The sequence below is a fragment of the Streptomyces sp. NPDC002935 genome (genome assembly GCF_040611295.1).
Classification (GTDB): Bacteria; Actinomycetota; Actinomycetes; order Streptomycetales; family Streptomycetaceae; genus Streptomyces.
Genome location: NZ_JBEXNW010000022.1, coordinates 46,589 through 72,284 on the forward strand (window position 1 = coordinate 46,589; position 25,696 = coordinate 72,284).

Here is a 25,696-nt window from a genome sequence, read left to right on the forward strand (position 1 = left end):
CTCCTGCCTCGTCAGCGCCACGAACCCCACCCGTCCCGGCGAAGATCGCGGACATGTGAAGCAGGTCACAAGCCCAACTGCCTCGCATCTTATGCCCGGCGGTCTGTGATCTGCGACACGGGGTATTGCACAAGCTTTGTGATCTCCACCACCTGACGAACGATCATGAAGTCGGATGAGCAGTGATCTTCACACGCGAAGCGTCAGGTCGATCACCAGATGTGACATTTTCGCTCATCGCCGCAGGCCCAGGGGGGCGTCTCAATATCAAGAGACTTCCTCCGCATGCAAATTGGCGCTGGGCACACCCCCTTGATAGAGGACCGCGTTCACACTTCCGGGGTGGTCCGCGGACGGGTGTGGACACGTGCACGCGTTCACGAGCGAGGAGCGGCCCGGGTCCACGCGCGGGACGCGACCGCCCGGGTGACCGTTCCGTGACCTGCGCCACATCTACCTATGGGTCAGATAAGCCGGGCTTGGCCATCGGCTTCAACCGGTGGTAGGTGGCGGGCAATTCGGACGTAATGCTGAAAGGCCATGATCACGGGCTTGGTGGACGGTGTCCGCAATGCCCGTTACGGCGTCAATAAAGAGTGACGCGCGACGAATTCGGCCGTCGATTGAACAACTGTGGCGCACCACACGTTTCTTGAAGGTATGGAGGAGCCCCTGGTACCGCTAGTACCCATGTCCCACACCGCACACATACGCAGCCACCGGAAGCCCCGCCGCAACGCCTCGTCGCTCGCGATGCGCGCCGGAGTTGCCGGTGGCGTCCTCAGCACCCTGGCAGTGGCCGGAGCGGCGGGTTCGGCGAACGCTGCCGAGCCCGTGACGCAGACCCTCGAACTGCCGACCCTGACGGCCGACCTGGCCACCCAGGTCGCGGAGTCCGCGGACGCCACGCAGCAGGCCGCGGCCAACTACGAGCTGCAGGCGGAGCGCGACGCGGCCGCCGCCAAGGCCGCCAAGCAGGCCAAGGCCGACCTGGCCGACGCCAAGAAGAAGGCGGAGGTCAAGAAGAAGGCCGCCGAGGCCGCACGGAAGGCCGCAGCGGCCGAGGCCGTCTCGCGCTCCTCGGCGCGGACCGTCCTCTCCGCCGGCGCATCGACGTCCACGAACGTCGCGGCCCCGGCCAGCGGCAGCGTCGCGACCGTGGTCGCGTTCCTCAAGGCGCAGGTCGGCGACGCGTACGTCATGGGCGGCACCGGACCCAACGCGTGGGACTGCTCCGGTCTCGTGCAGGCCGCGTTCAAGCAGGTCGGCGTCGACCTGCCGCGCGTCTCGCAGGACCAGTCGACGTCCGGTACGCCGGTTTCGCTGTCGAATGTCCAGGTCGGCGACATCCTGTACTGGGGTTCTGCCGGTTCGGCGTACCACGTCGGTGTGTACATCGGTAACGGTCAGTACCTGGACGCGGCCAACCCTTCCAAGGGCGTCGTGATCCAGGACCTTTCGGGCTACCCGGCGACGGGCGCGGTGCGCGTGCTCTGACCCGCGGGTGTCTTCCCGGAGGGCCGCTTCCTGTGCGGGGAGCGGTCCTTCGGGCTGTCCGCGTACGCCCCGCGACGCCCTGTGGCAGGTGGCAGGTGGCAAGGCATGGCCGGGCGGCGCGAGCGGGTGGTGGCCCGTCGCGCCGCCGAGGAGTCGGAGCTGTCCCGGTGACCGCTCGGGCGGCTACTCCGGTCAGGCCTTGGGGGCCACCTTCGAGAGGCCGTTGATGATGCGGTCCATCGCGTCGCCACCCGTCGGGTCGGTGAGGTTCGCGAGCATCTTCAGCGTGAACTTCATCAGCATCGGGTGGGTCAGGCCCCGCTGGGTGGCGATCTTCATGACCTTCGGGTTGCCGATGAGCTTCACGAAGGCGCGGCCGAGGGTGTAGTAGCCGCCGTAGGTGTCCTTGAGGACGCGCGGGTAGCGCTGGAGGGCCAGTTCGCGCTGGCCGGGGGTGGCGCGCGCGTGGGCCTGGACGATGACGTCGGCGGCGATCTGGCCGGACTCCATGGCGTAGGCGATGCCCTCGCCGTTGAAGGGGTTCACCAGGCCGCCCGCGTCGCCCACCAGCAGCAGGCCCTTGGTGTAGTGCGGTTGACGGTTGAAGGCCATCGGGAGGGCGGCACCGCGGATCGGGCCGGTCATGTTCTCGGGGGTGTAGCCCCAGTCCTCCGGCATCGAGGCGCACCAGGCCTTCAGTACCTCGCGCCAGTCCAGCTCCTTGAAGGAGTCGGAGGTGTTGAGGACGCCGAGGCCGACGTTCGAGGTGCCGTCGCCCATGCCGAAGATCCATCCGTAGCCGGGCAGCAGGCGGTCCTCCGCGCCGCGGCGGTCCCACAGCTCCAGCCAGGACTCCAGGTAGTCGTCCTCGTGACGGGGCGAGGTGAAGTACGTACGGACGGCGACGCCCATCGGGCGGTCCTCGCGGCGGTGCAGGCCCATCGCGAGGGAGAGGCGGGTGGAGTTGCCGTCGGCGGCCACCACCAGAGGGGCGTGGAAGGTCACCTCGCGCTTCTCCTTGGAGTCGGCGTCGCCCAGCTTCGCGTGGACGCCGGTGATGCGGCCGGTGCGGTCGTCGACGATCGGGGCGCCTACGTTGCAGCGCTCGTAGAGCCGCGCGCCCGCCTTCTGCGCCTGCCGCGCCAGCTGTTCGTCGAAATCGTCCCGCTTCCGCACGAGCCCGTAGTCGGGGAAGGTGGCGAGATCCGGCCAGTCGAGCTGGAGGCGTACACCGCCGCCGATGATGCGCAGGCCCTTGTTCCGGAGCCAGCCGGCTTCCTCGGAGATGTCGATGCCCATCGACACGAGCTGCTTGGTGGCGCGCGGTGTCAGACCGTCGCCGCAGACCTTCTCGCGCGGGAACGCGGTCTTCTCCAGGAGCAGGACGTCGAGCCCCGCCTTCGCCAGGTAGTACGCGGTGGTGGAACCGGCTGGCCCCGCCCCGACGACGATGACGTCGGCGGTGTTTTCGGAGAGGGGTTGGGGCTCGGTCACGGCGGGGTCTCCCCAAGACTCGAAATCAACGTGCCGACGGGCACTGGACATGGGCAGTCTATGCAGCGGTACCGATCACCCGGCTGAAGGGCTGCCCCGTGAACCGAGCTCTCCCCCAAGTACGACTGCGTGTCCCCACCGACGAGGACGCTCTCGCGTGGCACCGGGTCTTCGACGACCCCGAGGTCATGGAGTTCCACGGGGGCCGCGCGGCCGAGCGGTCCGTCTATGAGGAACTCACGGCGCGCCAGCGGCGGCACGACGCGGAGCACGGGTTCTGCCTGTGGACGATGGTCGGCCCCGAGGACGAGGTACTGGGCTTCACCGGCGCGCAGCCGTGGCCGCACGCCTGGGGGCCGACCGGGCAGATCGAGATCGGCTGGCGGCTGGGACGGGCGCACTGGGGCAAGGGGTACGTCACGGCGGCCGCGCGGACCACCCTGGAGCGGGTCCGCGCGGCGGGCGTCACGGATGTCGTCGCCATGGTCAACGCGGGCAACGCCCGTTCCATCGCCGTGACGCGGCGGCTCGGCATGGAGCTCGCCGAGCGGTTCACGCTGCCCTCGTCGCGGCAGGAGGGCCACCGCTACCGGCTGGCCCTCTGACGGAGTCCCGCAGGTCTTCTCACGGCTTCCGGAAGGGCACGGGCGAGGCTTACCCTTCCGGTACCGCTGGGGGTGACGTCTGTGCGCATAACACCCAAGACACCCGAAGTGCGCGTACCGCGGCTCGTCGGTCTGATGGCCGTGGACGCGCGTGAGACGGCAGAGGCGCGAGGTGTGCTGCTCGCCGCGCCCGACCGGCCCGACTTCCATCGGACGGTCGTCGACTACGTCGTACGGCAATTTCCGCAGCCCGGGGCCGAAGTGCCACGCGGAGCCGTCGTCACCGTGTGGTTCGACCTCGGGGACGCGGAGGGCGGCGCCGGGGTCCGCGAACCGCGGCCGCCCTGTCCGCCGTCGGGCGGGCTGCGCCGCGAACTCGACCAGCCCGGCGACCCGTTCGAGGTCCTCAGGTAGGAAGCCCTCGGGTTCACCGGCGTCAGGTCGCGGGTGGTTGTCCAGGCGGTCGGTCCCGGCGGTTCAGGCCTGCTTGTAGCCCCGGTGGAGGGCCACGATGCCGCCCGTCAGGTTGCGCCAGGCGACCTTCGACCAGCCGGCCTTGAGCAGCCGCTGGGCCAGTTCCGGCTGGGTCGGCCAGGCGCGGATGGACTCGGCGAGATAGACGTACGCCTCGGGGTTGGAGGAGGCGGCGCGGGCGACCGGGGGAAGCGCGCGCATCAGGTACTCGGTGTAGACCGTGCGGAACGGCGCCCAGGTGGGGTGCGAGAACTCGCAGATCACGACGCGTCCGCCGGGCTTCGTCACGCGGTACAGCTCGCTGAGCGCGGTGTCGGTGTCCTGCACGTTGCGCAGCCCGAAGGAGATCGTGACGGCGTCGAAGGTGTCGTCCTTGAAGGGCAGCTTGGTCGCGTCACCGGCCGTCAGCGGCAGCCAGGGGTGGTTCCGCTTGCCGACGCGGAGCATCCCGAGGGAGAAGTCGCAGGGGACGACGTACGCGCCGGTGCGGGCGAAGGGGAGGGACGAGGTCGCGGTACCGGCCGCCAGGTCCAGGATCTTCTGCGCGGGGCGCGCGTCGACCGCCTTCGCGACCTCCTTGCGCCACACCCGGTCCTGGCCGAGCGACAGCAGGTCGTTCGTCAGGTCGTACCGTTCCGCCACGTCGTCGAACATCGAGGCGACTTCGTGCGGCTGCTTGTCCAGGGATGCGCGGGTCACGGTCCCCATTGTGGCAGTACGGGGTGGACGACTCTCCGGCGCCCGGCCGGGAATCGGGCTCTGTTCCCCGCACACGGGAAAAGCGCCGTACCCGCCCCCGTGAACCACGGGGGCGGGTGCGGCGCTGTCCGGCGCTCCGGTGTCCGCCGTCGGGCGGGCGGGCTCCTGCCGTCGGGCGGGCTCCTGCCGTCGGCCCGACGGGCTCTGCCGTCGGCCGGGTACTACCGCGGAGGCTCCGGGATCTCGGTGAAGAGCGCAGTGATGGTGTGGTTGGCGTTCATCGTGATCGTGTAGTTGAGCGTGGTGTCGGCCTGGAGCACACCGTCGACCTGCCAGCCTCTGAACTGGAAGCCGGGGTTTGCCTCGGCGGTGACGGTGACCTGCGCACCGGGGTCGTACGGGCCGTACTCACTCGGCCTGAGACTGCCTCCGGCGACGGGGCTGGAGGCCATGGTGAGGGAGACCCGGTTGGTGACCAGGGAGGTCCGATAGCCCGCCAGAAACTCGGCGGCCCTCGTCGCGTTGGCGGCGTTGTTGTTGTTCTCGTCGCCGAGGGCCTGGCCGTTGAGCTGGTTGACGGTGTTGGAGTACTGGTTGACGACCGTGCACGCCAGGGTGCAGGCGCTGGAGTAGGCCATGATCGTGTGGTGCCGCTGGTCGGCGGTGACCCAGCCGTAGTTGTCGGTGCCCACGGGAGTCGTGCCGCCCTGGGCCACCACCGTCTTGCGGTCGTGCTTGAGACCGAAGTTGTGGCCGATCTCGTGCGCGAGGTTCTCCCACGCCGTGATGGAGAAGGCGCTGGTGACCGAGAAGGCGTTGTTGCTGGTCGTCGGGCCCGCCGGGGTGGGCAGGTTGGCCTGGCCGGAACTGTCCTCCGCGGGGATGGCGGCGATGAGCGCCACCAGGTCGGCGCCGAAGGCGGCCCGCTGGGCGGCGGCCGTGGTACCGAGGGTCAGGTTCGTGGGGTTGCTGATCATGCTCAGCAGGGTTCCGGCGTTCTCACGGGCGACGCCGGTCGCCTGGGTCTGGTAGGTGTTGACGACATGCACGCTGGCCGGCACGAAGCTGGTCGCGAGTGCCTTGTTGAGCTGGTTCACGCCGTAGTCGATCCGGCTCTGGACCGCCGCGACCGAACCGAGTTCGGTGACGGTCGCCGGGGTGTAGGCGACGACGATGTCGATGGCCGCGGGATTGTCGGGAGTGGCGATCCGCAGACCCGGCTTGTGCGGCTTGACCGACCGGGTCGGCGCCGCGGTCACGGTGTCGACGCCCTGTCCGCTCGGGGGCAGCTTCAGGGCATCGATCTCCTGCAGCAGGTACCTGCCCGGCCGCTTGGCCAGCGGCTTGTACAGATACTGGCGGAAGCCCGCCTCGATCTCGCCGGAGAGGGTGACCGGCCCGGCGGTGCAGGCTCCGATGACGGACACGGAAATGGTGTTCTCGGGGTGCTTCGGGTCATGGCCGGACCAGAACACCGTGCCGTTCGGTTCCAGGCGTCTGAAGTCCTCGATCGCCGTGAAGCCCTTGCCGTGCTTGAAGAGAGGGAACGTGCGGACCTCGGGCACCCCGTCCTTCGGCTTACGGCACAGTGAATGGAACTCCCGGGCGTCCGTGCGCATCACGGCGCTGCGTTTCACCCACGGCTCGGGCTCATGCCCGCCGCCGGCGGCGGCTCCGGCGGCTGGTGTGTTCAGGGCCAGTGACAAGGCGGCGGTGAGGGCGGTCGCCGCGGTGGAGCCGGCGAGCAGGGAACGACGCATGAGGTACGTCAGCCTCTCTGTGGGGGATTTGTCCTCATGTTCCGTAACCAAGATCGCGCCCGGCGCGTTGTACGCGTCCTCGCACGGCCAACCGGGGCGAGGTTCACTCGGATACCGGCCGGGCCACGTCCAGTCGGCCCCTCACCCGTGCCGCTCGCCCGACGGGGGAAGTCGGGGGCGGCGTCAGGGGCCGGCTCAGGGGCCGCCCGCCGTCGTCGTCACGGCAGCAGCTTCGGCTTCTTCCGGGCGGCCACGTCCTCGACCCAGCCGAACAGCGGGATCGCGATCCAGATCAGCACCCAGCCGATGCCGAACATGAACCACTGGCTCTCCAGCGGCAGCCATTTCTCGAAGGCGGGCACCTTCCAGAACTGGTCGATCAAGGGGACGGCCAGGATCAGCGCGATTTCGTGCCAGAGGTAGATCGTCACCGCTCGGCCATTGAAGATCGTCACCGTACGGTCGAGCCTTTTGAAGCGGGCGAGCCAGGCGAAGTCGACGTCGTAGTACGCCTTGAAGTACATCAGCAGCGTCACGAAGCCCGCCGACCAGAAGGCCTGCGCGAGGGGAACCTCGTCGAGGTCGTAGGTGCCGAAATCCGCCTGGTGCGCGAGGGCGTACCAGCCGCCGTAGGCGAGGGCGGCCAGCGACGCGAGGACCACCGCACCCGGCTTCAGACGCTGGAGCACGCCCTCGCGGTGCGCGAAGCCGACGAGCCAGCAGAAGAGGTACGTGGCGAGGTCCGTGAGGGCGCTGCCGAGGCGGTCGTACGGCGGCTGCCAGCCGTACTGGAAGACCACGATCGGGACGAGGGAGAGGAGCAGGACCGGAATCGGGGCCTTGCGGAAGATCTTCAGCAGCAGGGGGGAGAGCAGCACGAACCAGAGGTACGTCCGCAGGTACCAGAGGATCTCCCAGGCCTGGACGCCCCACTGGTTGCCCGGCGGGTCGCCGACCGGGACGATCCAGAACACGATCTGCCAGCCCGGCATCCAGCCGTGGATCATCATCGCCACCACGACGAAGAGGCCCCAGAACCAGAACGGCGGCAGCAGTCGCCGCATCCGGCTTCTGACCACCTTCACCGCGGGGCGTTCCAGGGACCTGGCCATCAGCGTTCCGGCGAGCGCGAACATCACGCCCATGGACGGGAAGACCATGCCGGCCCAGGCCCAGCCGAAGGTGTGATAGGTGACGACGCGGACCAGGGCGACGGCGCGGAGGGCGTCGAAGTAGCGGTCACGGCCCCCTGCTCCCGGCTTCGGGGGCGACTCCTCCGAAGGCTCCTCGGGAGAGTCGTCAGGAGGATTCGTGGGAGGGGTCTCGGGAGCCTCTGCAGCAAGGCTCTCGGGACCGCCTTCACGAGGGGTCTCGGGACCGTACTGCCACTGCTCCTCGTACGGCACCGGCTGGGTGTACGGGACGGGCTCCTCGTACCGGACGGGATGCCCGTACGGCATCGGCTGCTCGGGCTGCTGTCCGTACGGCACCTGCTGCTCGTAGGGCGGCCCGTACGGCACCGGCTGCTCGGACTGCTGCCCGTACCCCGGGCCGTACCCGTACCCCGGGCCGTACCCGTACCCGGGGCCGTACCCGTACCCGTACCCGGGGCCGTACCCGTCTCCGTACCCCTGCTGCCCCGGTTGTTCCGCGCCCCAGCTCATCTAGCTCACTCCTGCCGGGGTTCCGACCTCGCCCGTGCGCTTGAGCTTCTGCCAGCGGAGGCGGCCGCCGGTCAGGGCCGTGACACAGGAGTGGATCAGAACCAGGTACATCATCTGGCGGTAGGCGAGTTGCTGCAGCGGCAGCATCGCGAGGTAGCGGTACTTCTCTCGGTCGAGCCGGAACGCGTAGGCCGCGCAGATCAGTTGGACCGCGAGGACGGCCAGCCAGGCGAGGAGCGCGGCCTGGAAGTCCACGAAGATCATCGAGTAGAGCGTGAACACGTCGATGAGCGGCGCGAAGACCGGTGTGACGATCTGGAAGAGGACCACCAGCGGCATGCCCACGCGGCCGAAGCGGCCCGAAGGCCCCTTGTCCGTCAGGGACTTGCGGTGCTTCCACAGCGCCTGCATGGTGCCGTAGCTCCAGCGGTAGCGCTGCGACCACAGCTGCTTGAGCGAACCGGGCGCCTCCGTCCAGGCCCTGGCGTGCTCCTGGTAGACGACCCGCCACCCCGCCCGGTGCATGGCGATGGTGATGTCCGTGTCCTCGGCGAGCGTGTCCTCGCTCATGCCGCCGACCTCCAGCACCGCGTCCCGGCGGAACGCGCCGATCGCGCCGGGGATGGTGGGCATGCAGCGCAGCAGGTCGTACATGCGGCGGTCGAGGTTGAAGCCCATCACGTACTCGATGTGCTGCCAGGCGCCGATCATGGTGGCGCGGTTTCCGACCTTGGCGTTGCCGGCGACCGCCCCGATCTCCGGGTCGGCGAAGGGCTGCACGAGCTGGTGCACGGCGTCCGGCTCGAAGACGGTGTCGCCGTCCATCATCACGACGATGTCGTAACTCGCGTTGCGGACACCGTTGTTGAGCGCGGCCGGCTTGCCTGCGTTCTCCTGCCGGATGACGCGGACGTTCGGCATGCCGAGCGACTCGGCGATCTCGGAGGTGTTGTCCTCGGAACCGTCGTCGACCACGATGATCTCTATCGGATGCGTGCTCTTCGCCAGCGACTTCAGGGTGTTGGCGATGCATTCCTTCTCGTTGTACGCGGGCACGATCACGGTCACCGGCCGGGTGACCGTCGGCCCCCAGCTGAACTTCCCGCCCGGGCCGCGACTGCGGTTGCGCTGCCGGTAGTGACGGCGGGCCAGGATCAGCATCATCCCGAACCGGCCCATGACGGCGACGCCGACGACGACGAGGAACCAGGACAGCGCCGGTACGACCCATTCGGCGACCGCCACGGCGTAGACGAGCGCCTTGCCCTCGTAGAGGGTCGCGCCGGTGGCCTTCCGCTGGGCGGCCTGCGCGGCGCCGCTCGCGCCCGCGCCGGCCGAACCGGGGCCCGCCTGCTGCCCGTTCGCCTGCCCGCCGCCCGCCTGCTGACCGGGAGGAAGGTTCGACCCCGTGGCCGACCCTGTGGCCGACCCTGTGGCCGATCCGTTGCCCGATCCGGTGGCCGATCCGTTGGCCGATCCGGTGCCGGAGGCCTGGGCCGCGGACCGGTTCAGTTTGGCCTGGGCGCCGCTGACGGTGGTGAAGGTGTAGCCCTTCGCCTTCATCTTCTTGATGTACGCGCCGAGCGCCTCGACCGTCTGCGAGCGGTCGCCGCCCGCGTCGTGCAAGAGGACGATGGCGCCCTGATTCTTCTTCGGTGTCGCCCACTGGACGATCTTCGAGACGCCCGGCTTCTTCCAGTCGTCGCTGTCGGTGTCGACGAAGACGCTGGTGTAGCCGAGGCTGCCGAGCTCCTTGTAGACCGGCCAGCTGTAGTTGTCGACGGCGCTGATCTCCGACGAGTACGGGGCGCGGAACAGGGTGGTGGTGACGCCGGCCGCACCCGCGAGGGCCAACTGCGTCTGCTTCAGCTCACGTTGGAGGCGCGCGGTGCTCTGGTAGGAGAGGTCGACGTGGGTGAAGGTGTGGATGCCGACCTCGTTGCCCTGGTCCACCAGGGTCTTCACCACGCCCGGATAGCGGGAGACCATCGAGCCGACCATGAAGAAGGTGGCTTCGACGTCGTTCTCCTCCAGGACCTTGAGGACTTCGGGCGTCCAGTTCGCGGTCGGCCCGTCGTCGAAGGTCAGCACGATGGTCTTCTTCGGCACGGACTGCGTCTTCGCGGCGCCGTTGACGAAGCTCAGGATGGGCCCGCCGTCGAGGATCTTCTCGGGGACCTTGTCGTAGGCCGCGCCGTCACGCACCCGCGCGTCGTTGCCGATCTCGGAGCGCAGATAGCCGTCGAGCAGCATCACGCAGATGAGCGCCAGCAGGAGCAGCAGGGCGAGGATGACACGTGGTTTCTGCAGCGCCGCGGCCTTGCCGGCGGCCCGCTCCATCTTGGAGGGGGCGCGCCGACGGCCGCGTGCGGGCGTCTTCGTAGCCATGAGGTGGGTGCGTCCCCGTCAGTTGGCGCCGGTGGAGGCGGACGCCCCGGCGGTTGTCGTGGGAGCGGAGGAGGGCGCGGACCCGGTGGGCGCACCCGACGGCGGCGCGCCCGTCGGCACTCCGGTCGGAGCGCCGCCGGGGGCATTGCCGCCCTGCTGCGTGCCGTAACCCCCGCCGGGTGCGGAGCCGGCCCGGCCGCCGTCGAAGGGGAGGAGTGAGGACGGCGTCAGCGAGGTGCCATAGCCCATGAAGGCCATGCCGAGCACGACGGCGTAGCCGAGGCAGACGACGCCGACCAGCGTGCCGATTCTGCGCAGCAGGCGGGCGCGGCGCCCGGAGTTGTCAACGAACACGGGGCCGTCCACGGCCCCGCTGCCGCGTTTGCGGCGGCGGCCACGCACCTGGGCATGGTTTTCGATGGCGGACTCGGTTTGCATTCAGCAGACGTTAGGACGCATTTATGTGTCGGAAACTCTGCTTTCTGTGTGAGGGGCCCATGAGGGATGCCCCAACCTGTATTTTCTCTATGAGAATCGAGGAGCGTCCGCGCAGCTCAGCCCAGATGGATTTGGAAGATATGCACCATTTCATAGTCCGCTTCACCCCCTTTGTCGGCACCCTCTCCCGCGATTCCCCTTCATGATCTCCATTCGGCATTCCGGTCCGGGTGTGACACATTTCCAATCGAGAAACGACCGTTTGTTTCCATCCTGGGACAGAAATCATGAGAGCGGGTGCGTACGTAATGAGGAGTTTCCTGAAGCCGGCCGCGGGGGCCGTCTGCCTGGTGGCCCTGGCCTGTGCGGGGTGCTCCTCGGGCGGCGGCGACTCCTCGGACGCGGCGTCCGCGCGGCCCGGACAGAAGGCCACGGCGTCGTCACCGAGCCCGAGCTCGACGGAGTCGTCGGCCACTTCGTACGCCCCGTACGTGAGCGCCACGACCGCCGCCGACACCGATGCGACGGGGTCGCCGACCACCTACAACCTTGCCTTCGTGATCGCCGACGGCAGCGACTGCACACCGGCGTGGAACGGGACGGACGCCATCGGCGACGCGGCCGTGAAGTCCCGGATATCGGCGCTCAAGAAGTCCGGCGCGGGTGTGCGGGTGTCGTTCGGCGGCGCGTCCGGCAAGGAGCTGGCGTCGACGTGCGACAGCGCGAGCGAGCTCGCGGCGGCCTACGGCGCGGCACTGGACGCCGCCGGCTCCACGCAGGCCGACTTCGACGTCGAGGGCGAGCAGTTGACCGACTCCGGCTCGGTCGCGCTGCGCTCCGAGGCGATCGCGCTGCTCCAGCAGGAGCGCGCAGATCTGACGGTGACCTTCACCCTGCCCGTGATGCCCTCCGGCCTCGACGACGACGGGCTGGCACTCCTGGAGTCCGCCAACGACCATTCCGTGAAGGTCTCCACGGTCAACATCATGACCATGAACTACGGCAGTTCGTACGCCGACGACATGGGCGACTACGCGATCACGTCGGCCGAGGCGGCCCACGAACAGCTGAAGGACGTGTTCGGACTGTCGGGCACGAGCGCCTGGCAGGGGCTCGCGCTCACCTCGATGATCGGCGTCAACGACGTGGACAACGAGACGTTCGGTCTCTCGGACGCGGCGCAGGTACGGGCGTTCGCCGAGAAGAAGGGGGTGGCCTGGGTGTCGATGTGGTCGACGTTCCGGGACCAGCAGTGCGGGGACGATGACTCTGCGTCCGATGACGCGGCGACTGACGCGGCGACCGACTGCAGTGGGGTGACGCAGAGTTCGGGGGCGTTCGCGAAGGCGTTCGCGGGCTGAGCCGGCGGCACGTGCCGTGATCAGCGGCTCCGGTACACCAGCCGCCCGCCGATCACGGTCGCCACGCAGGTCCCCGCACCGCGCCGGACCAGTTCGGCGCGGTCCGCCACGTCGAACACGGCGAACCGGGCGGGACCGCCCGGCACGAGCCCCGGCAGCATGATCAGCGGGGTCGGGGACAGCGCCGGTGGACCCACGAGCCGGTCCGGCCGCCGCCCCACCGCGAGGCCGACCCTGCGCACCGCGTCGACCACGACCCGCGACCGCAGCTCCCCGCCCACCGCCACCGTGCCGTGCGCCAGCATCCGCTGGATCCCGCGACGCGCGCTCGCGCCGACGCGTGCGGGATCGGCGCGGAAGATCCGCTTGGCCCGCTCCCCGCCGATGGGCTCGGTGCCGAAGCCGTCGGCCTCGCGCGGGTCCGGGTGGTACATGGCTTCCAGGAGCTCCGGGCCGTACGGGTTGAGCAGTCCCGGCGTCAGGATGCCGGGCCAGCGCCGCACCTTGGCGTCCGGATGGGCGGCGGCCAGTTTCTCGTACGGGCCGATGGCGGCGACGGCTGCCCCGTCGACCAGGACCGAGGTCCCGGTCGACTGCTCGGCTACGTGAAGTGTCAGCACGGCGCGGCTAGTTGGAGGCGAGCAGCTTCAGCTCTGGGTGCGCCGTGCCGCCCTCGATCGCCGTCGAGGAGATGTGGGACATGACGCGCTCGTCGACCGGGTCGTCCGCCGGGTCGTCGTGGACGACGATGTGCTCGTACGTCGTCGTCCGCTGGGCCGGCACGCGTCCGGCCTTGCGGATCAGGTCGATGATCTCCATGCGGTTGGAGCGGTGCTTGGCGCCGGCGGAGGAGACGACGTTCTCCTCCAGCATGATCGAGCCGAGGTCGTCCGCGCCGTAGTGCAGGGAGAGCTGGCCGACCTCCTTGCCGGTGGTGAGCCACGAGCCCTGGATGTGGGCGACGTTGTCGAGGAAGAGGCGGGCGATCGCGATCATCCGCAGGTACTCGAAGAGCGTCGCGTGCGTACGGCCCTTCAGGTGGTTGTTCTCGGGCTGGTAGGTGTACGGGATGAAGGCGCGGAAGCCGCCCGTCCGGTCCTGTACGTCACGGATCATCCGCAGGTGCTCGATGCGCTCGGCGTTGGTCTCGCCGGTGCCCATCAGCATGGTGGACGTCGACTCGACGCCCAGCCCGTGCGCGATCTCCATGATCTCCAGCCACCGCTCGCCGCTCTCCTTGAGCGGGGCGATCGCCTTGCGCGGACGGGCGGGGAGCAGCTCGGCGCCCGCACCGGCGAACGAGTCGAGACCGGCCGCGTGAATACGCTGGATGGCCTCCTCGACGGTCACCTCGGAGATCCGGGCCATGTGCTCGACCTCGGACGCGCCGAGGGAGTGGATGACCAGCTCGGGGTACGCGCCCTTGATCGCGGCGAAGTGCTTCTCGTAGTACTCGACGCCGTAGTCCGGGTGGTGTCCGCCCTGGAACATGATCTGCGTGCCGCCGAGCTCGACGGTCTCCGCGCAGCGGCGCAGGATGTCGTCGAGGTCGCGCGTCCAGCCCTTGGCGGTGTCCTTGGGGGCCGCGTAGAACGCGCAGAACTTGCACGCGGTGACGCACACGTTCGTGTAGTTGATGTTCCGCTCGATGATGTACGTCGCGATGTGCTCGGTACCCGCGTACCTGCGGCGGCGTACGGCGTCGGCGGCGGCGCCGAGCGCGTGCAGCGGGGCGTCGCGGTAGAGGACGAGCGCCTCTTCCGGAGTGATCCGCCCACCCTCGGCAGCACGGTCGAGGACGGCTGTGACATCAAAAGACGTAAGGTCGGCCTTCTCGGTCACCGGGAGCGTCCCTTTCGTAAGGGTTGTGGACAGACCCAACCACCCTACGCCAGCTACCCGCGCCGACCGACGTCAGGCCGCGTAAGCACTCCGCGCCGACCCACGTCAGGCCGCGTAGGCCCCGATCAGGAGCCCCACGTACGCCCCCGCGATCAGGAACGGGCCGAACGGGATCGACGTCTTGCGCCCCGCGCGCCACACGATCACCAGCCCGATCCCGTACAGCGCGCCGAACAGGAACCCGGCGAAGGTTCCGAGGAACACCACGCTCCACCCGTACCAGCCGAGCACCGCCCCGAGGCCCAGGGCCAGCTTCACGTCGCCGAAGCCCATGCCGTTCGGGTTGATGAGGAAGAGCACGAAGTACCCGCCGCCGAGCGCGAGCGACCCGAACAGCGCCGTCAGCCACTCCCCCGCGTGCTCGGGCAGCGCGGCGGCCACGCCGAGCAACGCGAGCGCCGCCGCCGCGAGCGGCAGGGTCAGCGCGTCCGGCAGCCGCTGCACCCGGAAGTCCACCACGGCGAGCAGGACGCCGAGCGGCGCGAGCAGCAGCCAGGCGGCCAGTTCCGGACGCGTACCGGTAGCGAGGGCGAGCCCGGCGCAGAGCAGGGCGGTGACCAGGGAGACGAGGGCGGTGCTGGGGCCGTATCGGGTTCCGCCCGGTGAACGGGCGAGCCCCAGCCACCCGCGCGCGACCCCGGTGATCGGCTGCCCGTCGGGACAGCGGTCACGCCACGGCTCGTCCGGCTCGACGGCGAAGCGGTACGCCGGCCGGGGCACCAGCAGCCCCGCCGCCGCTCCCCAGAGTGCGGCGACGACGGTGAGCCAGAGGTCGAGATCCACGCGTTCCCCCAGGAAGAATCCGTTACGACGGGCGCGGCCACGGCGCCGGCCTCGGCCTCACCCGTTCAGCCCCAGCCACTCAGCCCCGGCCGTTCGGCCCCAGCCCCGGCCCCGGCCCCGGCCCCGATCGTCCAACCCCGACCCCAACCCCAGCCGTTCAGCCCCGGCGCGGGGCGATCGCGTCGCCGGGGCCGGGGCCGGGGCCGGGGCCGGGGCCGGGGCCGGGGCCGGGGCCGGGGCCGCCGTCCCTCATCCCACCGAGGCCGTGCCGCTTCGCCAGGTCGGCAGCAGTTCGTCGAGCAGGGCCTCCGTCCGGGGCGGCAGCCCCCGCGCTCCGCTGCGGGCGACCAGATCGGCGGCGAGCCGCTTCAACCGGTCGGTGTCCCCCGTCGCGTGCGTCGCGCGCAGCAGCTCGTTCCACAGGCGTTCGTCGCCCGGCGCCGAGTTCATCGAGGCGTTCAACGCCTCGATGGCCTTCTCCGCGCGGTCCTTCTCCAGGTGGAACGCGGACAGGGCGAGCCCGATGTCCGCGACCAGCAGCGGCAGTTGGGCGTCGATGATCTCGTGGGTGAGCCAGCCGTAGCGCCCCTCGGGACGGTCGGCGAGCAGCGGACCGCGGACGAGGACGAGCGCGTCGGTGAGCAACCGCCCGCGCACCACACGGCTGTTGACGCCCTTGCCCTGCGTGGCCTCGTGGTAGAGGGAACGCAGCACGTCCAGGTCGGAGACGACGGACTTGGCGAGCGTGAGCCGCCCGGTCGCGTCGGTGCCGAGGCGGGGTGTGCCGTCGGTGTCGGCGCCGAGCCAGCCGCGCAACCGCTCGACGAGGGCGTCGCGCACGTCCTCGGTGACGCCGCGCGGCCACAGCGCGGAGGACAGCACACGCGGGTGCACTCCTTCGCGGTGCAGCAGGAGCAGCGCCAGCGCCTCGTGCAGCAGCGGGCTGCGTTCACCGTCGGGCTTCTCCAGGCCGATGATCTCGTACGAGCCAACGAGCCGCGCGTACACGGCGGGCCGCCCCTGCTCGCTGATGTCGACGAAGAACGGCGGGGAGTTCGTCGGCCCGTCGGGCCCGCGCTCCGGGTCCGCCTCGACGAACAGTTCCACGACCGCCCGCTGCTGTGCGACCGGCAGCATCTGTGCGTCGAGTTCGAGGCCGAGCAGCGGCGCGAGCAGCTTGCCCTCGCCGGTGATCTCCATCTCCCAGGCGGCGCCGGGCAGATCGCCGGACCCGGTGCCCACGAGGTAGCCGATCCCCAACCGTCCCGCGTCGGCGGCCAGTTCGGCGAGTGTGACGGCATCCTCGGCGGACGGTTCGGCGGCGAGGAGGACGAGGTGCGGGGCCCAACGGGTGTGCTGGGCGGGCCCGGTGCGACCGGTGAGCACGGAGTCGTGTCCGGCGGCGCCCAGCGCGCCGCGCCGCTGCCGTGTCTCCGCCTCCATGGTCTCGACGAGCGCCTCGACGTCGTCGAGATGGCGGAGCCGGTTGGGCGCGAGCGGCGTCAGGTCCTCGCCGAAGCCGACGAGCGTGATCGTCATACGGTCCGACCAGCCGTTGGTGGCCAGTTCGGCGGCGACGGAGGCGAAGACGCCGGCACGGTCGGCCTCGCTTCCGCTCAGGGAGACGATGCCGGGGACGGCCTCAAGATTGAGCAGCAGCCGCGAGTCGTCCATGGTGCCGAGGCTGACGAGGCCCGGGTACGGGGCGGCGGTGTCGACCTCTTCGTACCGCTCGGCGTCCGCCCGTGCCAGCATCCAGAACGTCTGGTCCTGCCCGAGCTGCCACGGCGCGGGCGGCTTCCCGGCCGGCTGGGCGAGCTGGAGGTGCAGATCGCCGTTGCCGCCGAGCCAGGCCGCGTAGACGGTCGGCAGCGGGCGGGACTCGGCGGCGAGAGCGGCCGCGAGTCCGCGCAGCGAGAGGTCGAGGAGGCGTACGCCCTCGGGGTCGGCGCCGACGAGCAGGGCGTCGTGGGCGTCCGCGGCGGACCCGGTCGGAACCGGCGGCTCCATGCCGCGCCGCCCGCCGACCGCGCCGAGCGCCGACTGCCACAGGGCCTGGCGGCGGCGTCGGCCGAGGGCTCCGAGGAGGCCGGCGGCGAGGAGCGGCGCGCCGACGAGTGCCTCGGGCAGCCCGAAGGAGAATCCACTCTCCTCGGACACCTGCGAGGCCTGCCCGCTCCGCCCCTTCTGCTCGTCGGATGCGCCCTGTTCGTTCTGCCCGTTCCGCTCGTTCGAAGCGGCTTCGGAGGAGCCGTGTTCCCGCTGCTGGCCGTCGTCGGCGCCTGGGTCGTCGCCGAGCCGCTGCCGGGGCACGTGGATGTGCGTGGTGTCCCGGTCGCCCTGGTCGCTCTGCCGGCTGTCGGCGGCACCCTGCCGGCCGGCGCCCTGCTGCTGATCGCCCTGCTGGTGATCGCCGGTCCTGGCGTAGTCGTGGATCTGCTGCTGGACCTTCTCCGAGACGTCGGGCGCCGCGTCGGGCATCTCGACGAGCTCGCCGCCATGGGCGTCGCCGGGCATCTCCAGGATCCAGCCGGGCCGGATGAGGCTGGCCTCGGACAGCTTGGACCCGTCGGGCTGCGTACGGTCCTTGTTGAGCTGGTAGATCTCCTTGTACCGGCGCCCGTCACCGAGGTGCCGCTGCGCGACCTCCCAGAGGGAGTCGTGGTGCCGGCCCTCGGGGGGCTGGATCCGGTAGTACTTCGTGTCGCCGTGCTGGGCGGAAGCGCCGCCGTCCGCTCGGGACGCGTCGGATTCCGCGTTGGCGGCCTGCTCGGCGACCGCGGCGGCGGCGTCGGCCGCGGCCTGCTCCTGTTGCTGCCCGAACAGCCCGCCCGGGGTCTGTTGCGCGGCGGCGACGGAGCCGTGCCGGTTGCCGTCCATACTCTGGCCGAGCTGCGAGAGGCCCGGCGTGAAGCTCGCGGCGGCAGCGCCGACGAGCAGGAGCGCCGCGACGAGCTGCCGGGCCAGCAACTGGCTCGGCCCGGCGCCCGGTACCCGGTTCGGCAGCCCGACGCCCGACAGCGCGGCCTTCATCTCGACGAGCACACACGCGGTGAACTGCGCCCAGGCGAGCCACACGATGACCGTCAGCACGTAGATGAACGTGCCGACGGTGATCTCCTGCTGCAGCCAGTCCAACGTGGGCGCTTCACGCGGCAGCGGCCATCCCACGCTGACGACCAGCGCGCCGGGCACGCCGACGAGCAGCACCAGCAGGGCCACGAGGGCCCCGAACGCCTTCACGAAGTCCCCGAACGTCCGACGACGCCGGGGCAGGGGCTGCGGCGTCCGATTCCTCGGACCCGGCGAGCCGCCCGTCGAACTGGAAGTGGTGCGTCGCGCCATGGCGGGTGTCCTGGGGTCGTGTGGGGAGTACGTGAGGTCGGGGGGTGAACCGAGCCTACTGAGAGTTTAAGGAGGGTGTCGAAGGTCGGGCAGGGGGCACCGGCAAGCGTCCGCCCGTTTCGTCACCAACCACCCTGTAGGCCCGAGTTGCCGTCAGCCCCGCCGTTCCCCGACCTCGCTCGACCTTCACACCCTCGCAACCACCCCGACACGGTCGTCACGCTCTCCGCACAAACACCCTGTTCGGACCCTGAGCCCTCAACGTGCCCCTGAAGGCTTCCTTCCGCGCACGGTTCAGGTCACATCGCCGACGAACAGATCCTCCGCGGTCCCCGCGTTCACCGCACGCCTCGCCCAGGTTTCGAGCTGCTCGAGGTCTGTGCTCGCATGGACGCGCTCACGGACCGCGTCCGAGACCGGGATGCCGCGCCACTCGAGAATGCGCAACGTCATCTCGGCGTGGGACTCGGCCCGACCTTCCTCCCGACCCTCCTCCCGCACCTGCTCAGCCACCGGGTGCCGGAAGAAGTAGTGGATCGCGGCCATCAGGTCCCTCCAGATCTGCTTCGCCTGGGGATCGACGAGTTGACGCCACCCGTCACCCCCCTGCCCGTGCGACGCAGTCAACGACTACGCCGCGGCCAGGTCACACCACACGTACTTGCCGGTGTCGCCGCCCTGCCGCAGTGGATGCCAGCCCCAGCCGTCGGCGCAGGCCCGGACGAGGACCAGACCCCGGCCCGCCTCCGCGTCGGGGGCCGCCACCAGGTCGTACGGCGGCGGCACCGGGCTCGCGTCCCACGCGCCGATCCGCAGCACCCCGTCCCGCCAGTGCAGCCGCAAGGCCGCCGGCCCCTTCGTATGCCGTACGGCATTGGAGACCAGCTCCGCCGCCAGCAACTCGGCGACGTCCGCGAGGCGGATCAGGCCGTGCAGGGTCAGGATCAGACGGACGGTGCGGCGGCAGACCGTGACCGCGCGGACGTCCTGCGGGATGTGCAGCGCGTAAGTCCAGGGTTCGATTTCGGGCATGCGTGAACTCCGGTTCAGGTGTGGGGAGTCGAGAGTTCGCCGCGGGCGCGGGCGGTGGCAGTGTCACAGCCGCCGTGGCAGGACGGAGTGGTGCGCTTCCGGGGTCCCGGGGTGCCGCAGCGTGTGCGTTACGTCACCGAACGTAGACCTACTTATTAAGGTTTCACAAGCCGGTCGAGTAATCTGACCCCGAACGAGTCGCGCCCGTAGGCGTGTTGAGAGGGGACCCGATGGCATTGAGGCGCGATGCAACGGCACGTCAGACGCGCCTGGCGGTCGAACTGCGCAGACTCCGCGAGGCGACAGGACTCGCTTCGCGCGAGGCGGCAACCCTGCTCGGAGTGAACCCCGCGCAGATCAGCCAGATCGAGGCGGGTCTCGCGGGCGTCAGCGAGAAGCGGCTGCGCCGCCTTGCGGCCCAGTACGTCTGCACGGACGAGGCGTTCGTGGAGGCCTTGGTCGCCATGGCGACCGACCGGACGCACGGATGGTGGGAGCAGTACCGCGGCTTGCTGCCCACACCCTTTCTCGACCTCGCCGAACTGGAGCACCACGCCACGTTTCTCCGGGAGGCCCAGTTTCTGTATGTTCCAGGCCTCCTCCAGACCGAGGATTACGCTCGCGCGGTCTTCTCGTACCGAGTACCGGAACTCCCCGACGGGGAGATCGAGTTGCGCGTCCGGCATCGCGTGCAACGCAAGCTGATGCTCGAAGGCCCCACTCCTACGCGGTACGACGGAGTCGTCCACGAGGCGGCACTGCGCATCATGGTCGGCGACCGCGCAACCTCACGGGCCCAGCTCACCCACTTGCTCGAACTCTCCGAAGCCGACCACATCGCCGTGCGCGTCATCCCCTTCGACCTCGAAGGGTTCGGCGGCGCCACGAGCGCCATGGCGTACGCGGGGGGCCTCGTGCCGAAGTTGGACACCGTCGTACGCGACGCCCCCCAGGGCGCCGCCTTCATCGACTCCGCGGACCAACTCGACGCCTATCGAACGCTCTTCCGTAAAGTGGAGGATGTGTCGCTGGGGACCGCTCGGTCTCGCGAATTCATCCACAGGTTGACGAAGGAGCTGTGAATCGCCCATGAGCACCCCCGGCGACTGGCAGAAGTCGTCCTATTCGGGTCCCGGCGACGGCGACTCCTGCGTCGAACTCGCCGCCACCCCCGCCACCCTCCACCTCCGTGAATCCGACGACCCCGGCACGGTCCTCACCACCGCCCCCTCCTCCGTCGGCCACCTCCTCCAGGCCATACGCACCGGAGCGGTCACCGCGCCCCGGGCGTAACAACCCTTCGACGAAGCCCTGGTCGGCGTTCCACCCGCAACGATCAACGCGATACGTTCACACGTACGTTCTGATGCAGAGGTTGCAGGTGTTACGGGGGAACACGTGGCGAACAGGCCGGCCGACTGGCACATACTCGACCTGGATCACGACCCGACGCCGGGCGACCCGCAGCGCGTACGCAAACTCGCGGGCTCCCTCCACGACTTCGCCGACGACGTCTCGCACATCCTGCGGGACGTCAAGGGCATGGCGAACGAGGACGCCGTCCTGAAGTGGGCGGGCAAGACGGCGGACGCGTTCACGGCGGAGTTCGAGGACGTCCCCGGTCAGCTGAAGAAGCTCAAGAAGTCCTACAACCTCGCGGGCGACGCGCTGGCCTCGTACTGGCCGGATCTGGAGGACGCCCAGGAGAAGGCGGACAAGGCCCTGCGCGACGGCCGCAAGGCACGCGGGGAACTCTCCAGCGCGCAGCAGGCGCTGACCGGTGCCGACGACTGGGTACGAACGGCCACCGCGAAGGCCGACTCGTACGACCCGGACAAGAATCATGGCAAGGACATCCCCCAGCCGGACGAGGCCGATGTCCGCCGCGCCACCCGCAACGCCCAGCACGCCAAGGAGCAGCAGACCGCCGCCCAGAAGGACGTGGACGCCGCGCAGGGGCTGCTGGACGCGGCGAAGAAGCTCGCCGCCCATGCGAAGGGACTGCGCGAGGACGCCGCCCGCCGCACGGTGAAGAAACTGCACGAGGCGTCCGACGCCGGTATCCACAACCGCCACTGGTGGGAGGAGCCCGTCGACTGGGTCTCCGACCACTGGGACGAGATCGTCACGGTGTGCAAATGGGTCGTGACGATCGTCGGCATCATCGTGATGATCGTGGGCGGCCCGCTGGGCTGGCTGGTCTTCGCGGCGGCTCTCATCGTCCTCGCGGACACGATAAGAAAGATGCTCAACGGCACAGCCGGCTGGGGCGATCTGATCTTCGCGGTCCTCGACTGCATCCCCGCCACCAAGGGCTTCACCAGCCTCGCCAAGATGGGCAAACTCTGGAAGGCGGGCGGGCTGCGCGCCTTGGGCGGCGGTCTGATGGGCGGCATCGGCGGCGGGCTCAAGGGCCTCGCGGACAGCGTGCGCGGCATGAAGAACCTGCGCTTCTCGTCCTTCAGCATGATGGGCAAGAACCGTTGGTGGAAGACGGATTCACCGCACGTGGGCCCTCCCACCCGAACACCCGACGGCGCGCTCCCGTCCGACATCCCCATCTACCACAAGGACGGGGCCACCGCGATTGGCTACGACCCCGCCACTCTTCGGAACTTCGACGTGGCAGAAAGACTCCCGGGATACCAGGACGTCATCATTCACGGCACCACGGACGGACGAATGGTGGCCGGTGAGGCAAATCGCGTCGGCCAGGCGGCCGGCGGTCACGCCATCCACCCGAATCATGTCCTTGATACGATCCGGCAAATACCTGGATACGACGGTGGCTCCATCAGGATGCTCACCTGCCATTCAGGGGCCGCGCAGCCTCACGTGATCCAGGGCCTGGCCAATTCCTTGGGCGTTCCGGTCAAGGCCCCGACGAACGCGGTAGGCGTCCCGAGTTTCGGCGCGGGCCCCTTCACACCGAAGATCAAGGACGGCGGAAGTTGGCTGACATTCCTGCCGATGGCCCAGTGACGGGTCAGGACGCAACCGAGGAGCTCAGATGATTCGATCCGTAGGGTTCTTCTCCGAACTCCACCCCGGGTGGGGCCTCCCGATGGACGGGCTCATGCGGGACTCCGTGAATCCGACGGGAGAACCGGACGAGGCGGAGATCATTGCCTATCTCAGAAATGGCTCCGGGATCTGGAGCGAGATGAGCGCGGGTCCCGACGTCCTGGACCCGGAAGCTCCCGAACTGTCCGGCATCGGATCGCTCTACACCGACGGCACCTGGCTGTGGCGTCAGGACCTCCCCTACTACCTCACCAAGTATCACGTCTCCCTGCACTCGGATTTCGTCGCGCACGTCAGGAATGCCCACCACCAGGCTATCGAAGTACCTGAAAAGCGATTGGTGGAAATCCTGACGCAGGATCTCGGAATCGACATGGATTGACCAGTGTCCGGCCAGACACAATACGAATGAAGTCACCTACCGCCAAAGGAATCGGAACTTGACCGCGCGCTCCAACGCTCCGGAGAATCCCGGCCTTTCGACGGGTTTCTCACTGGCCGTTCCGGACTCCTGGTGGGAGTTCGACATCCGTCCGGAGGGCCGGGACGCGACCGTCCGCGCGCTCGTCGACGAGCGGATCCGTGAGGTTCCCGAACTCGCCGGCCACCGTGCGGACCTGGCCACCATGCTGCGCAGGATGGCCAAGGACGCGTACGACTCCGGGGCCGTGTACCTGGGCTGCATGGCGGAGAACTTCGAGGGCGTGCCGCTGTCGGCGACCGTCACGGTCTCCGTGGTGGGTGCCAAGAGCAAGCAGGGTGTGGCCCTGTCCACCGACCCGCGGGCCATCGCGGAGAGCCTGAGCACCATCACGCCCCGCCGTGAAGGTGACGCATGGCGCACGGTCACCACCGTGGAGATCCCCGAAGTCGGGGTCACCGCCCGGACGTTCGGTGTCGAGGACGTCCCCGTCGCGCAGGGAGACACCCGTACCCTTCGTATGGCGCTGACCCAGACGTACATCCCGGTCCCGGGAACCACCGACCAGGTCGTTCTCGTCTCCGGAGCCAGCCCGGTGCTGGACCTGGCCGAGGCGTTCCACGACATCTTCGACGCGGTGACCAGCACTTTCCGTTTCGTGTGACCGAGACTTCAGAGCTCCCGGAGGGGGAATCGACATGGGTGGTGGCGGCAAGAGCGACCTCGCGCTCCCGCTGAGCGAGCTGGAGGACTACGGCGGGCGGCTGCGGGACATCAAGACCCGGCTGAACCACACCAAGAAGCTGTTCGAGTCGTACAAGGACGACCTCGGCGACCACACCGTCTACGACGCCCTGGACGACTTCGAGTCCGGCTGGGAGGACGGCCGCGAGGACATCGGCCAGGCCCTCGACGCCCTCGCGGAGATGTCCGACGCCGTCGTCCGCGAGTTCAAGAAACTCGACGACCAGCTGGCCAAGGACGTGAAGGACGGCGTGAAGCAGGAGGACGGCAAGGGAGGACAGAAGGGCGGGGGAAAGTAGCCCGCCGCCGCCGGGGCGTCACACCGGAGCACCAGGGCCCGGGTCATCAGGCCGGCCCAGGCACCCCCCTCAGCCCACCTCGTTCTCCGCCACCGCGCTGCCGTGGACGGTCACGTCGCCGCCGTAGAACATGCCGGTGAAGACCGGTGAGTAGGTCAGCTGGACCTCGACCTCGACCTGGTCGGCGTCGGCGGTCACGCAGTGGGTGGCGGCGATGTCGGCGCCGGACATGCCCATCTCGCGGGCGAAGGCCTTCACGCGGGCTCCGCAGTTCTCGAAGTTGATGGGCGCCGGGCCGTTCTCGTTCTCGTAGAGCGAGTCGAGGTCGATGTCCTGCGCCGCGAAACGCGCCGCCTGCTCGGCGATGTCGGCGGCGCGTTCCCGCTTGGAGATGGACATGCCGCCGTCGATGACGAAGGCCGAGAGCGACAGGAAGACGAGCGCGAAGATGATGACCGCGCCGGCACCCGAGCCCCGGTCGTCGAAACGTGCGCGGCACGCCGCGACCCTGCCGCGTGCGGCGGAGCTCAGCGTCATGCCGTCCTCCGGAACGGGTCGAGCGGCGAGCTGAAGCTGGCCTGCAGCGTGGTGGGGACGTCTAGGCCGATCACCGCGAGGCCCCGCACCTCGCAGCTCACCTCGACGGTGAACAGCGTGTCCGGTTCGAAGCCCGGGCTGGTCTGCGTCACGGTCACCGCGCCCGAGCAGACGTCCGCGAGGTCGGCCTCGGCCGCCTTCCTCGCCTCGGCCATCGCGGTCGCGTGATCCTTCTGGATCGAGCCGGCGCGCGCCGCGTCCCGGGCGGCGCCATCCAACGCGCCGCGTCCGTCGACCAGTTGCCCGAAGGCCACCAGCACCAGAATGAAGAGGATCATCACCGGGGCGAGGATGACCACCTCGATCGTGGACAGCCCCCGGTCGCGGTCGCGTCGACGGACGGACACGCGGTGCCGGAGGGCGGCGAACAAGGCCTCGGCTCCCATCAGTTCTCCTCCTCCACGAACCGCTCCACCGGCCCCGACGACTGCGCGTGCACCGTCAGGTCCAGGCCCGGGAAGACCGAGGGGACTCTCGCCGTGATCTCGACGCCGACGGTGTTCTGCTCCGGCTGGAGCATCGTCACGTCCGGGGACAGCACCAGTTTCGGGCCGAGCTGGCGGATGTAGCTGTCGACGACGTCACGGGCCTCCCCGCGCCACGCGCCGGGCTCGGCGTCGGCCGTGGCGCGGGCCTTGCGGGCGCCCGCCTGGGCCGCCGCCTGGGCCACGTGGTCCGCGAAGAAGTACAGCGCGAACTGCACCGTCGCGAAGATCATGAAGAAGAGCACCGGAGTGAGCAGCACGAACTCGATCGCGGTCATGCCGGAGTCACCGCGGGCGGAGGCTGCCTCCACCCTGCGGCGCACCCAACGACGTACCCCTCGATGTTCGCGCACCCGTATCCCCGTACGAACTAGCAGGTCTTGCCCGCGTCGGCACCCTTGATGCAGTCGCCGACCTTGGTGGCGCCCTCGCTCAGCGCGGCGTTGATGATCGCGGCGACCACGCCGACGATGGCGACGACGACCGCGGAGATGATGACCCACTCGACCGCGGACGCACCCCGGTCGAGTTCGCCGGAGCGGGCACGCTGCACCCGGCCCTGGAGGAAGGTGATCAGGAAGTCCACCCCCGGGATCCCGGTGCTGAAGCTTCGTCCGTTCATGGTGAGTTGTCCTCTCGGAGGATAGTGGTGGTCGGCATACGACACTTCGGGTACCGCGGACG

At 69.5% G+C, this 25,696-nt stretch carries 25 protein-coding genes and 1 pseudogene; 10 read left to right on the forward strand and 16 right to left on the reverse strand.

The annotated features are described in order from the left end of the window. Positions 1-660: 660 nt before the first annotated feature. A complete protein-coding gene (locus tag ABZX90_RS27235; RefSeq protein WP_355208956.1) occupies positions 661-1,497 on the forward strand; it encodes a C40 family peptidase in 837 nt (278 codons plus the stop codon). A 192-nt stretch (positions 1,498-1,689) separates the two neighbouring features. On the opposite strand, the gene ABZX90_RS27240 is transcribed toward ABZX90_RS27235, so the two are convergent. After that, on the reverse strand, positions 1,690-2,991 hold the full coding sequence (locus tag ABZX90_RS27240) for a geranylgeranyl reductase family protein (protein ID WP_351124544.1): 1,302 nt from the start codon (positions 2,989-2,991) through the stop codon (positions 1,690-1,692). A 98-nt stretch (positions 2,992-3,089) separates the two neighbouring features. On the opposite strand from ABZX90_RS27240, the gene ABZX90_RS27245 reads away from it, so the two are divergent. Further along, positions 3,090-3,596, forward strand: coding sequence for a GNAT family N-acetyltransferase (locus ABZX90_RS27245; RefSeq protein WP_355208960.1), 507 nt, complete (start codon positions 3,090-3,092; stop codon positions 3,594-3,596). 81 nt (positions 3,597-3,677) lie between these two features. Further along, on the forward strand, positions 3,678-4,010 hold the full coding sequence (locus ABZX90_RS27250) for a PASTA domain-containing protein (RefSeq protein WP_355208963.1): 333 nt from the start codon (positions 3,678-3,680) through the stop codon (positions 4,008-4,010). Positions 4,011-4,073: 63 nt separating this feature from the next. Here ABZX90_RS27250 and ABZX90_RS27255 read toward each other — a convergent pair whose 3' ends face one another. From ABZX90_RS27255 to ABZX90_RS27275, 5 genes are all read right to left on the reverse strand, one after another. Continuing rightward, on the reverse strand, positions 4,074-4,769 hold the full coding sequence (locus ABZX90_RS27255; protein ID WP_355208966.1) for a demethylmenaquinone methyltransferase: 696 nt from the start codon (positions 4,767-4,769) through the stop codon (positions 4,074-4,076). Positions 4,770-4,990: 221 nt separating this feature from the next. Next, positions 4,991-6,529 carry a M12 family metallo-peptidase gene (locus ABZX90_RS27260; protein ID WP_351124534.1) on the reverse strand — a complete coding sequence of 513 codons (1,539 nt, stop codon included), beginning with the start codon at positions 6,527-6,529 and terminating at the stop codon, positions 4,991-4,993. Between the two features lie 218 nt (positions 6,530-6,747). Then, positions 6,748-8,193: an acyltransferase gene (locus ABZX90_RS27265; protein ID WP_355208969.1), complete on the reverse strand. Its 1,446-nt coding sequence runs from the start codon at positions 8,191-8,193 to the stop codon at positions 6,748-6,750. Further along, positions 8,194-10,581: a bifunctional polysaccharide deacetylase/glycosyltransferase family 2 protein gene (locus tag ABZX90_RS27270; protein ID WP_355208972.1), complete on the reverse strand. Its 2,388-nt coding sequence runs from the start codon at positions 10,579-10,581 to the stop codon at positions 8,194-8,196. It abuts the gene before it with no gap. An 18-nt stretch (positions 10,582-10,599) separates the two neighbouring features. Beyond that, entirely contained in the window at positions 10,600-11,019 is a 420-nt protein-coding gene (locus ABZX90_RS27275; protein ID WP_351124525.1) for a hypothetical protein, read from the reverse strand. Between the two features lie 308 nt (positions 11,020-11,327). On the opposite strand from ABZX90_RS27275, the gene ABZX90_RS27280 reads away from it, so the two are divergent. Then, positions 11,328-12,380 carry a chitinase gene (locus ABZX90_RS27280; protein WP_355208975.1) on the forward strand — a complete coding sequence of 351 codons (1,053 nt, stop codon included), beginning with the start codon at positions 11,328-11,330 and terminating at the stop codon, positions 12,378-12,380. A 20-nt stretch (positions 12,381-12,400) separates the two neighbouring features. On the opposite strand, the gene ABZX90_RS27285 is transcribed toward ABZX90_RS27280, so the two are convergent. The 6 genes and pseudogenes from ABZX90_RS27285 to ABZX90_RS27310 all read right to left on the reverse strand — a co-directional run bounded on the left by ABZX90_RS27285 (position 12,401) and on the right by ABZX90_RS27310 (position 19,442). Then, positions 12,401-13,000: a hypothetical protein gene (locus ABZX90_RS27285; protein WP_355208978.1), complete on the reverse strand. Its 600-nt coding sequence runs from the start codon at positions 12,998-13,000 to the stop codon at positions 12,401-12,403. A gap of 7 nt (positions 13,001-13,007) precedes the next feature. Then, on the reverse strand, positions 13,008-14,222 hold the full coding sequence (gene mqnC / locus ABZX90_RS27290) for a cyclic dehypoxanthinyl futalosine synthase (protein ID WP_351124517.1): 1,215 nt from the start codon (positions 14,220-14,222) through the stop codon (positions 13,008-13,010). A gap of 105 nt (positions 14,223-14,327) precedes the next feature. Next, entirely contained in the window at positions 14,328-15,065 is a 738-nt protein-coding gene (locus tag ABZX90_RS27295) for an A24 family peptidase (protein WP_355208981.1), read from the reverse strand. Between the two features lie 249 nt (positions 15,066-15,314). Further along, positions 15,315-18,410, reverse strand: a complete 3,096-nt coding sequence (locus tag ABZX90_RS27300; RefSeq protein WP_355208984.1) for a BTAD domain-containing putative transcriptional regulator — start codon at positions 18,408-18,410, stop codon at positions 15,315-15,317. A 294-nt stretch (positions 18,411-18,704) separates the two neighbouring features. Then, positions 18,705-18,995 (reverse strand): annotated as a pseudogene (locus ABZX90_RS27305) (hypothetical protein); the annotation flags it as partial. 45 nt (positions 18,996-19,040) lie between these two features. After that, entirely contained in the window at positions 19,041-19,442 is a 402-nt protein-coding gene (locus tag ABZX90_RS27310; RefSeq protein WP_355208987.1) for an ATP-binding protein, read from the reverse strand. A 230-nt stretch (positions 19,443-19,672) separates the two neighbouring features. Here ABZX90_RS27310 and ABZX90_RS27315 point away from each other — a divergent pair, with 230 nt between their 5' ends. From ABZX90_RS27315 to ABZX90_RS27340, 6 genes are all read left to right on the forward strand, one after another. After that, positions 19,673-20,524 carry a helix-turn-helix transcriptional regulator gene (locus ABZX90_RS27315; protein ID WP_355208989.1) on the forward strand — a complete coding sequence of 284 codons (852 nt, stop codon included), beginning with the start codon at positions 19,673-19,675 and terminating at the stop codon, positions 20,522-20,524. 7 nt (positions 20,525-20,531) lie between these two features. Beyond that, positions 20,532-20,735: a DUF397 domain-containing protein gene (locus ABZX90_RS27320; protein ID WP_355208992.1), complete on the forward strand. Its 204-nt coding sequence runs from the start codon at positions 20,532-20,534 to the stop codon at positions 20,733-20,735. A 105-nt stretch (positions 20,736-20,840) separates the two neighbouring features. Continuing rightward, the gene (locus tag ABZX90_RS27325) at positions 20,841-22,424 is read left to right on the forward strand and encodes a WXG100 family type VII secretion target (protein WP_355208995.1); all 1,584 of its coding nucleotides are present in this window, start codon (positions 20,841-20,843) and stop codon (positions 22,422-22,424) included. A gap of 94 nt (positions 22,425-22,518) precedes the next feature. Continuing rightward, positions 22,519-22,848 (forward strand): hypothetical protein, encoded by a 330-nt coding sequence (locus tag ABZX90_RS27330; protein ID WP_355208996.1) that lies wholly within the window; start codon positions 22,519-22,521, stop codon positions 22,846-22,848. A gap of 58 nt (positions 22,849-22,906) precedes the next feature. After that, positions 22,907-23,551 (forward strand): hypothetical protein, encoded by a 645-nt coding sequence (locus ABZX90_RS27335; RefSeq protein ID WP_355208998.1) that lies wholly within the window; start codon positions 22,907-22,909, stop codon positions 23,549-23,551. A 34-nt stretch (positions 23,552-23,585) separates the two neighbouring features. Continuing rightward, positions 23,586-23,930, forward strand: a complete 345-nt coding sequence (locus ABZX90_RS27340) for a hypothetical protein (protein WP_351124496.1) — start codon at positions 23,586-23,588, stop codon at positions 23,928-23,930. A gap of 69 nt (positions 23,931-23,999) precedes the next feature. Here ABZX90_RS27340 and ABZX90_RS27345 read toward each other — a convergent pair whose 3' ends face one another. The 4 genes from ABZX90_RS27345 to ABZX90_RS27360 form a co-directional block, all read right to left on the reverse strand. Then, positions 24,000-24,467: a pilus assembly protein TadG-related protein gene (locus ABZX90_RS27345; RefSeq protein WP_351124493.1), complete on the reverse strand. Its 468-nt coding sequence runs from the start codon at positions 24,465-24,467 to the stop codon at positions 24,000-24,002. Continuing rightward, positions 24,464-24,913, reverse strand: a complete 450-nt coding sequence (locus ABZX90_RS27350) for a TadE/TadG family type IV pilus assembly protein (RefSeq protein WP_355209002.1) — start codon at positions 24,911-24,913, stop codon at positions 24,464-24,466. Before ABZX90_RS27350 ends, ABZX90_RS27345 begins: the two co-directional genes overlap by 4 nt. Beyond that, on the reverse strand, positions 24,913-25,290 hold the full coding sequence (locus ABZX90_RS27355; RefSeq protein ID WP_351124489.1) for a TadE family protein: 378 nt from the start codon (positions 25,288-25,290) through the stop codon (positions 24,913-24,915). Before ABZX90_RS27355 ends, ABZX90_RS27350 begins: the two co-directional genes overlap by 1 nt. A 92-nt stretch (positions 25,291-25,382) precedes the next feature. After that, positions 25,383-25,634 carry a hypothetical protein gene (locus ABZX90_RS27360; RefSeq protein WP_351124486.1) on the reverse strand — a complete coding sequence of 84 codons (252 nt, stop codon included), beginning with the start codon at positions 25,632-25,634 and terminating at the stop codon, positions 25,383-25,385. Positions 25,635-25,696: the final 62 nt, after the last annotated feature.

Bases quoted from the DNA above. Each gene is read 5' to 3' on its own strand.
- ABZX90_RS27355 (WP_351124489.1), bottom strand. From the start codon at position 25,290: ATGACCGCGATCGAGTTCGTGCTGCTCACTCCGGTGCTCTTCTTCATG.
- ABZX90_RS27260 (WP_351124534.1), bottom strand. From the start codon at position 6,529: ATGCGTCGTTCCCTGCTCGCCGGCTCCACCGCGGCGACCGCCCTCACC.
- ABZX90_RS27275 (WP_351124525.1), bottom strand. From the start codon at position 11,019: ATGCAAACCGAGTCCGCCATCGAAAACCATGCCCAGGTGCGTGGCCGC.
- ABZX90_RS27310 (WP_355208987.1), bottom strand. From the start codon at position 19,442: ATGCCCGAAATCGAACCCTGGACTTACGCGCTGCACATCCCGCAGGAC.
- ABZX90_RS27300 (WP_355208984.1), bottom strand. From the start codon at position 18,410: ATGGCGCGACGCACCACTTCCAGTTCGACGGGCGGCTCGCCGGGTCCG.
- ABZX90_RS27235 (WP_355208956.1), top strand. From the start codon at position 661: ATGGAGGAGCCCCTGGTACCGCTAGTACCCATGTCCCACACCGCACAC.
- ABZX90_RS27270 (WP_355208972.1), bottom strand. From the start codon at position 10,581: ATGGCTACGAAGACGCCCGCACGCGGCCGTCGGCGCGCCCCCTCCAAG.
- ABZX90_RS27265 (WP_355208969.1), bottom strand. From the start codon at position 8,193: ATGAGCTGGGGCGCGGAACAACCGGGGCAGCAGGGGTACGGAGACGGG.
- ABZX90_RS27280 (WP_355208975.1), top strand. From the start codon at position 11,328: ATGAGGAGTTTCCTGAAGCCGGCCGCGGGGGCCGTCTGCCTGGTGGCC.
- ABZX90_RS27320 (WP_355208992.1), top strand. From the start codon at position 20,532: ATGAGCACCCCCGGCGACTGGCAGAAGTCGTCCTATTCGGGTCCCGGC.
- ABZX90_RS27345 (WP_351124493.1), bottom strand. From the start codon at position 24,467: ATGACGCTGAGCTCCGCCGCACGCGGCAGGGTCGCGGCGTGCCGCGCA.
- ABZX90_RS27360 (WP_351124486.1), bottom strand. From the start codon at position 25,634: ATGAACGGACGAAGCTTCAGCACCGGGATCCCGGGGGTGGACTTCCTG.
- ABZX90_RS27330 (WP_355208996.1), top strand. From the start codon at position 22,519: ATGCGGGACTCCGTGAATCCGACGGGAGAACCGGACGAGGCGGAGATC.
- ABZX90_RS27340 (WP_351124496.1), top strand. From the start codon at position 23,586: ATGGGTGGTGGCGGCAAGAGCGACCTCGCGCTCCCGCTGAGCGAGCTG.
- ABZX90_RS27350 (WP_355209002.1), bottom strand. From the start codon at position 24,913: ATGGGAGCCGAGGCCTTGTTCGCCGCCCTCCGGCACCGCGTGTCCGTC.
- ABZX90_RS27315 (WP_355208989.1), top strand. From the start codon at position 19,673: ATGGCATTGAGGCGCGATGCAACGGCACGTCAGACGCGCCTGGCGGTC.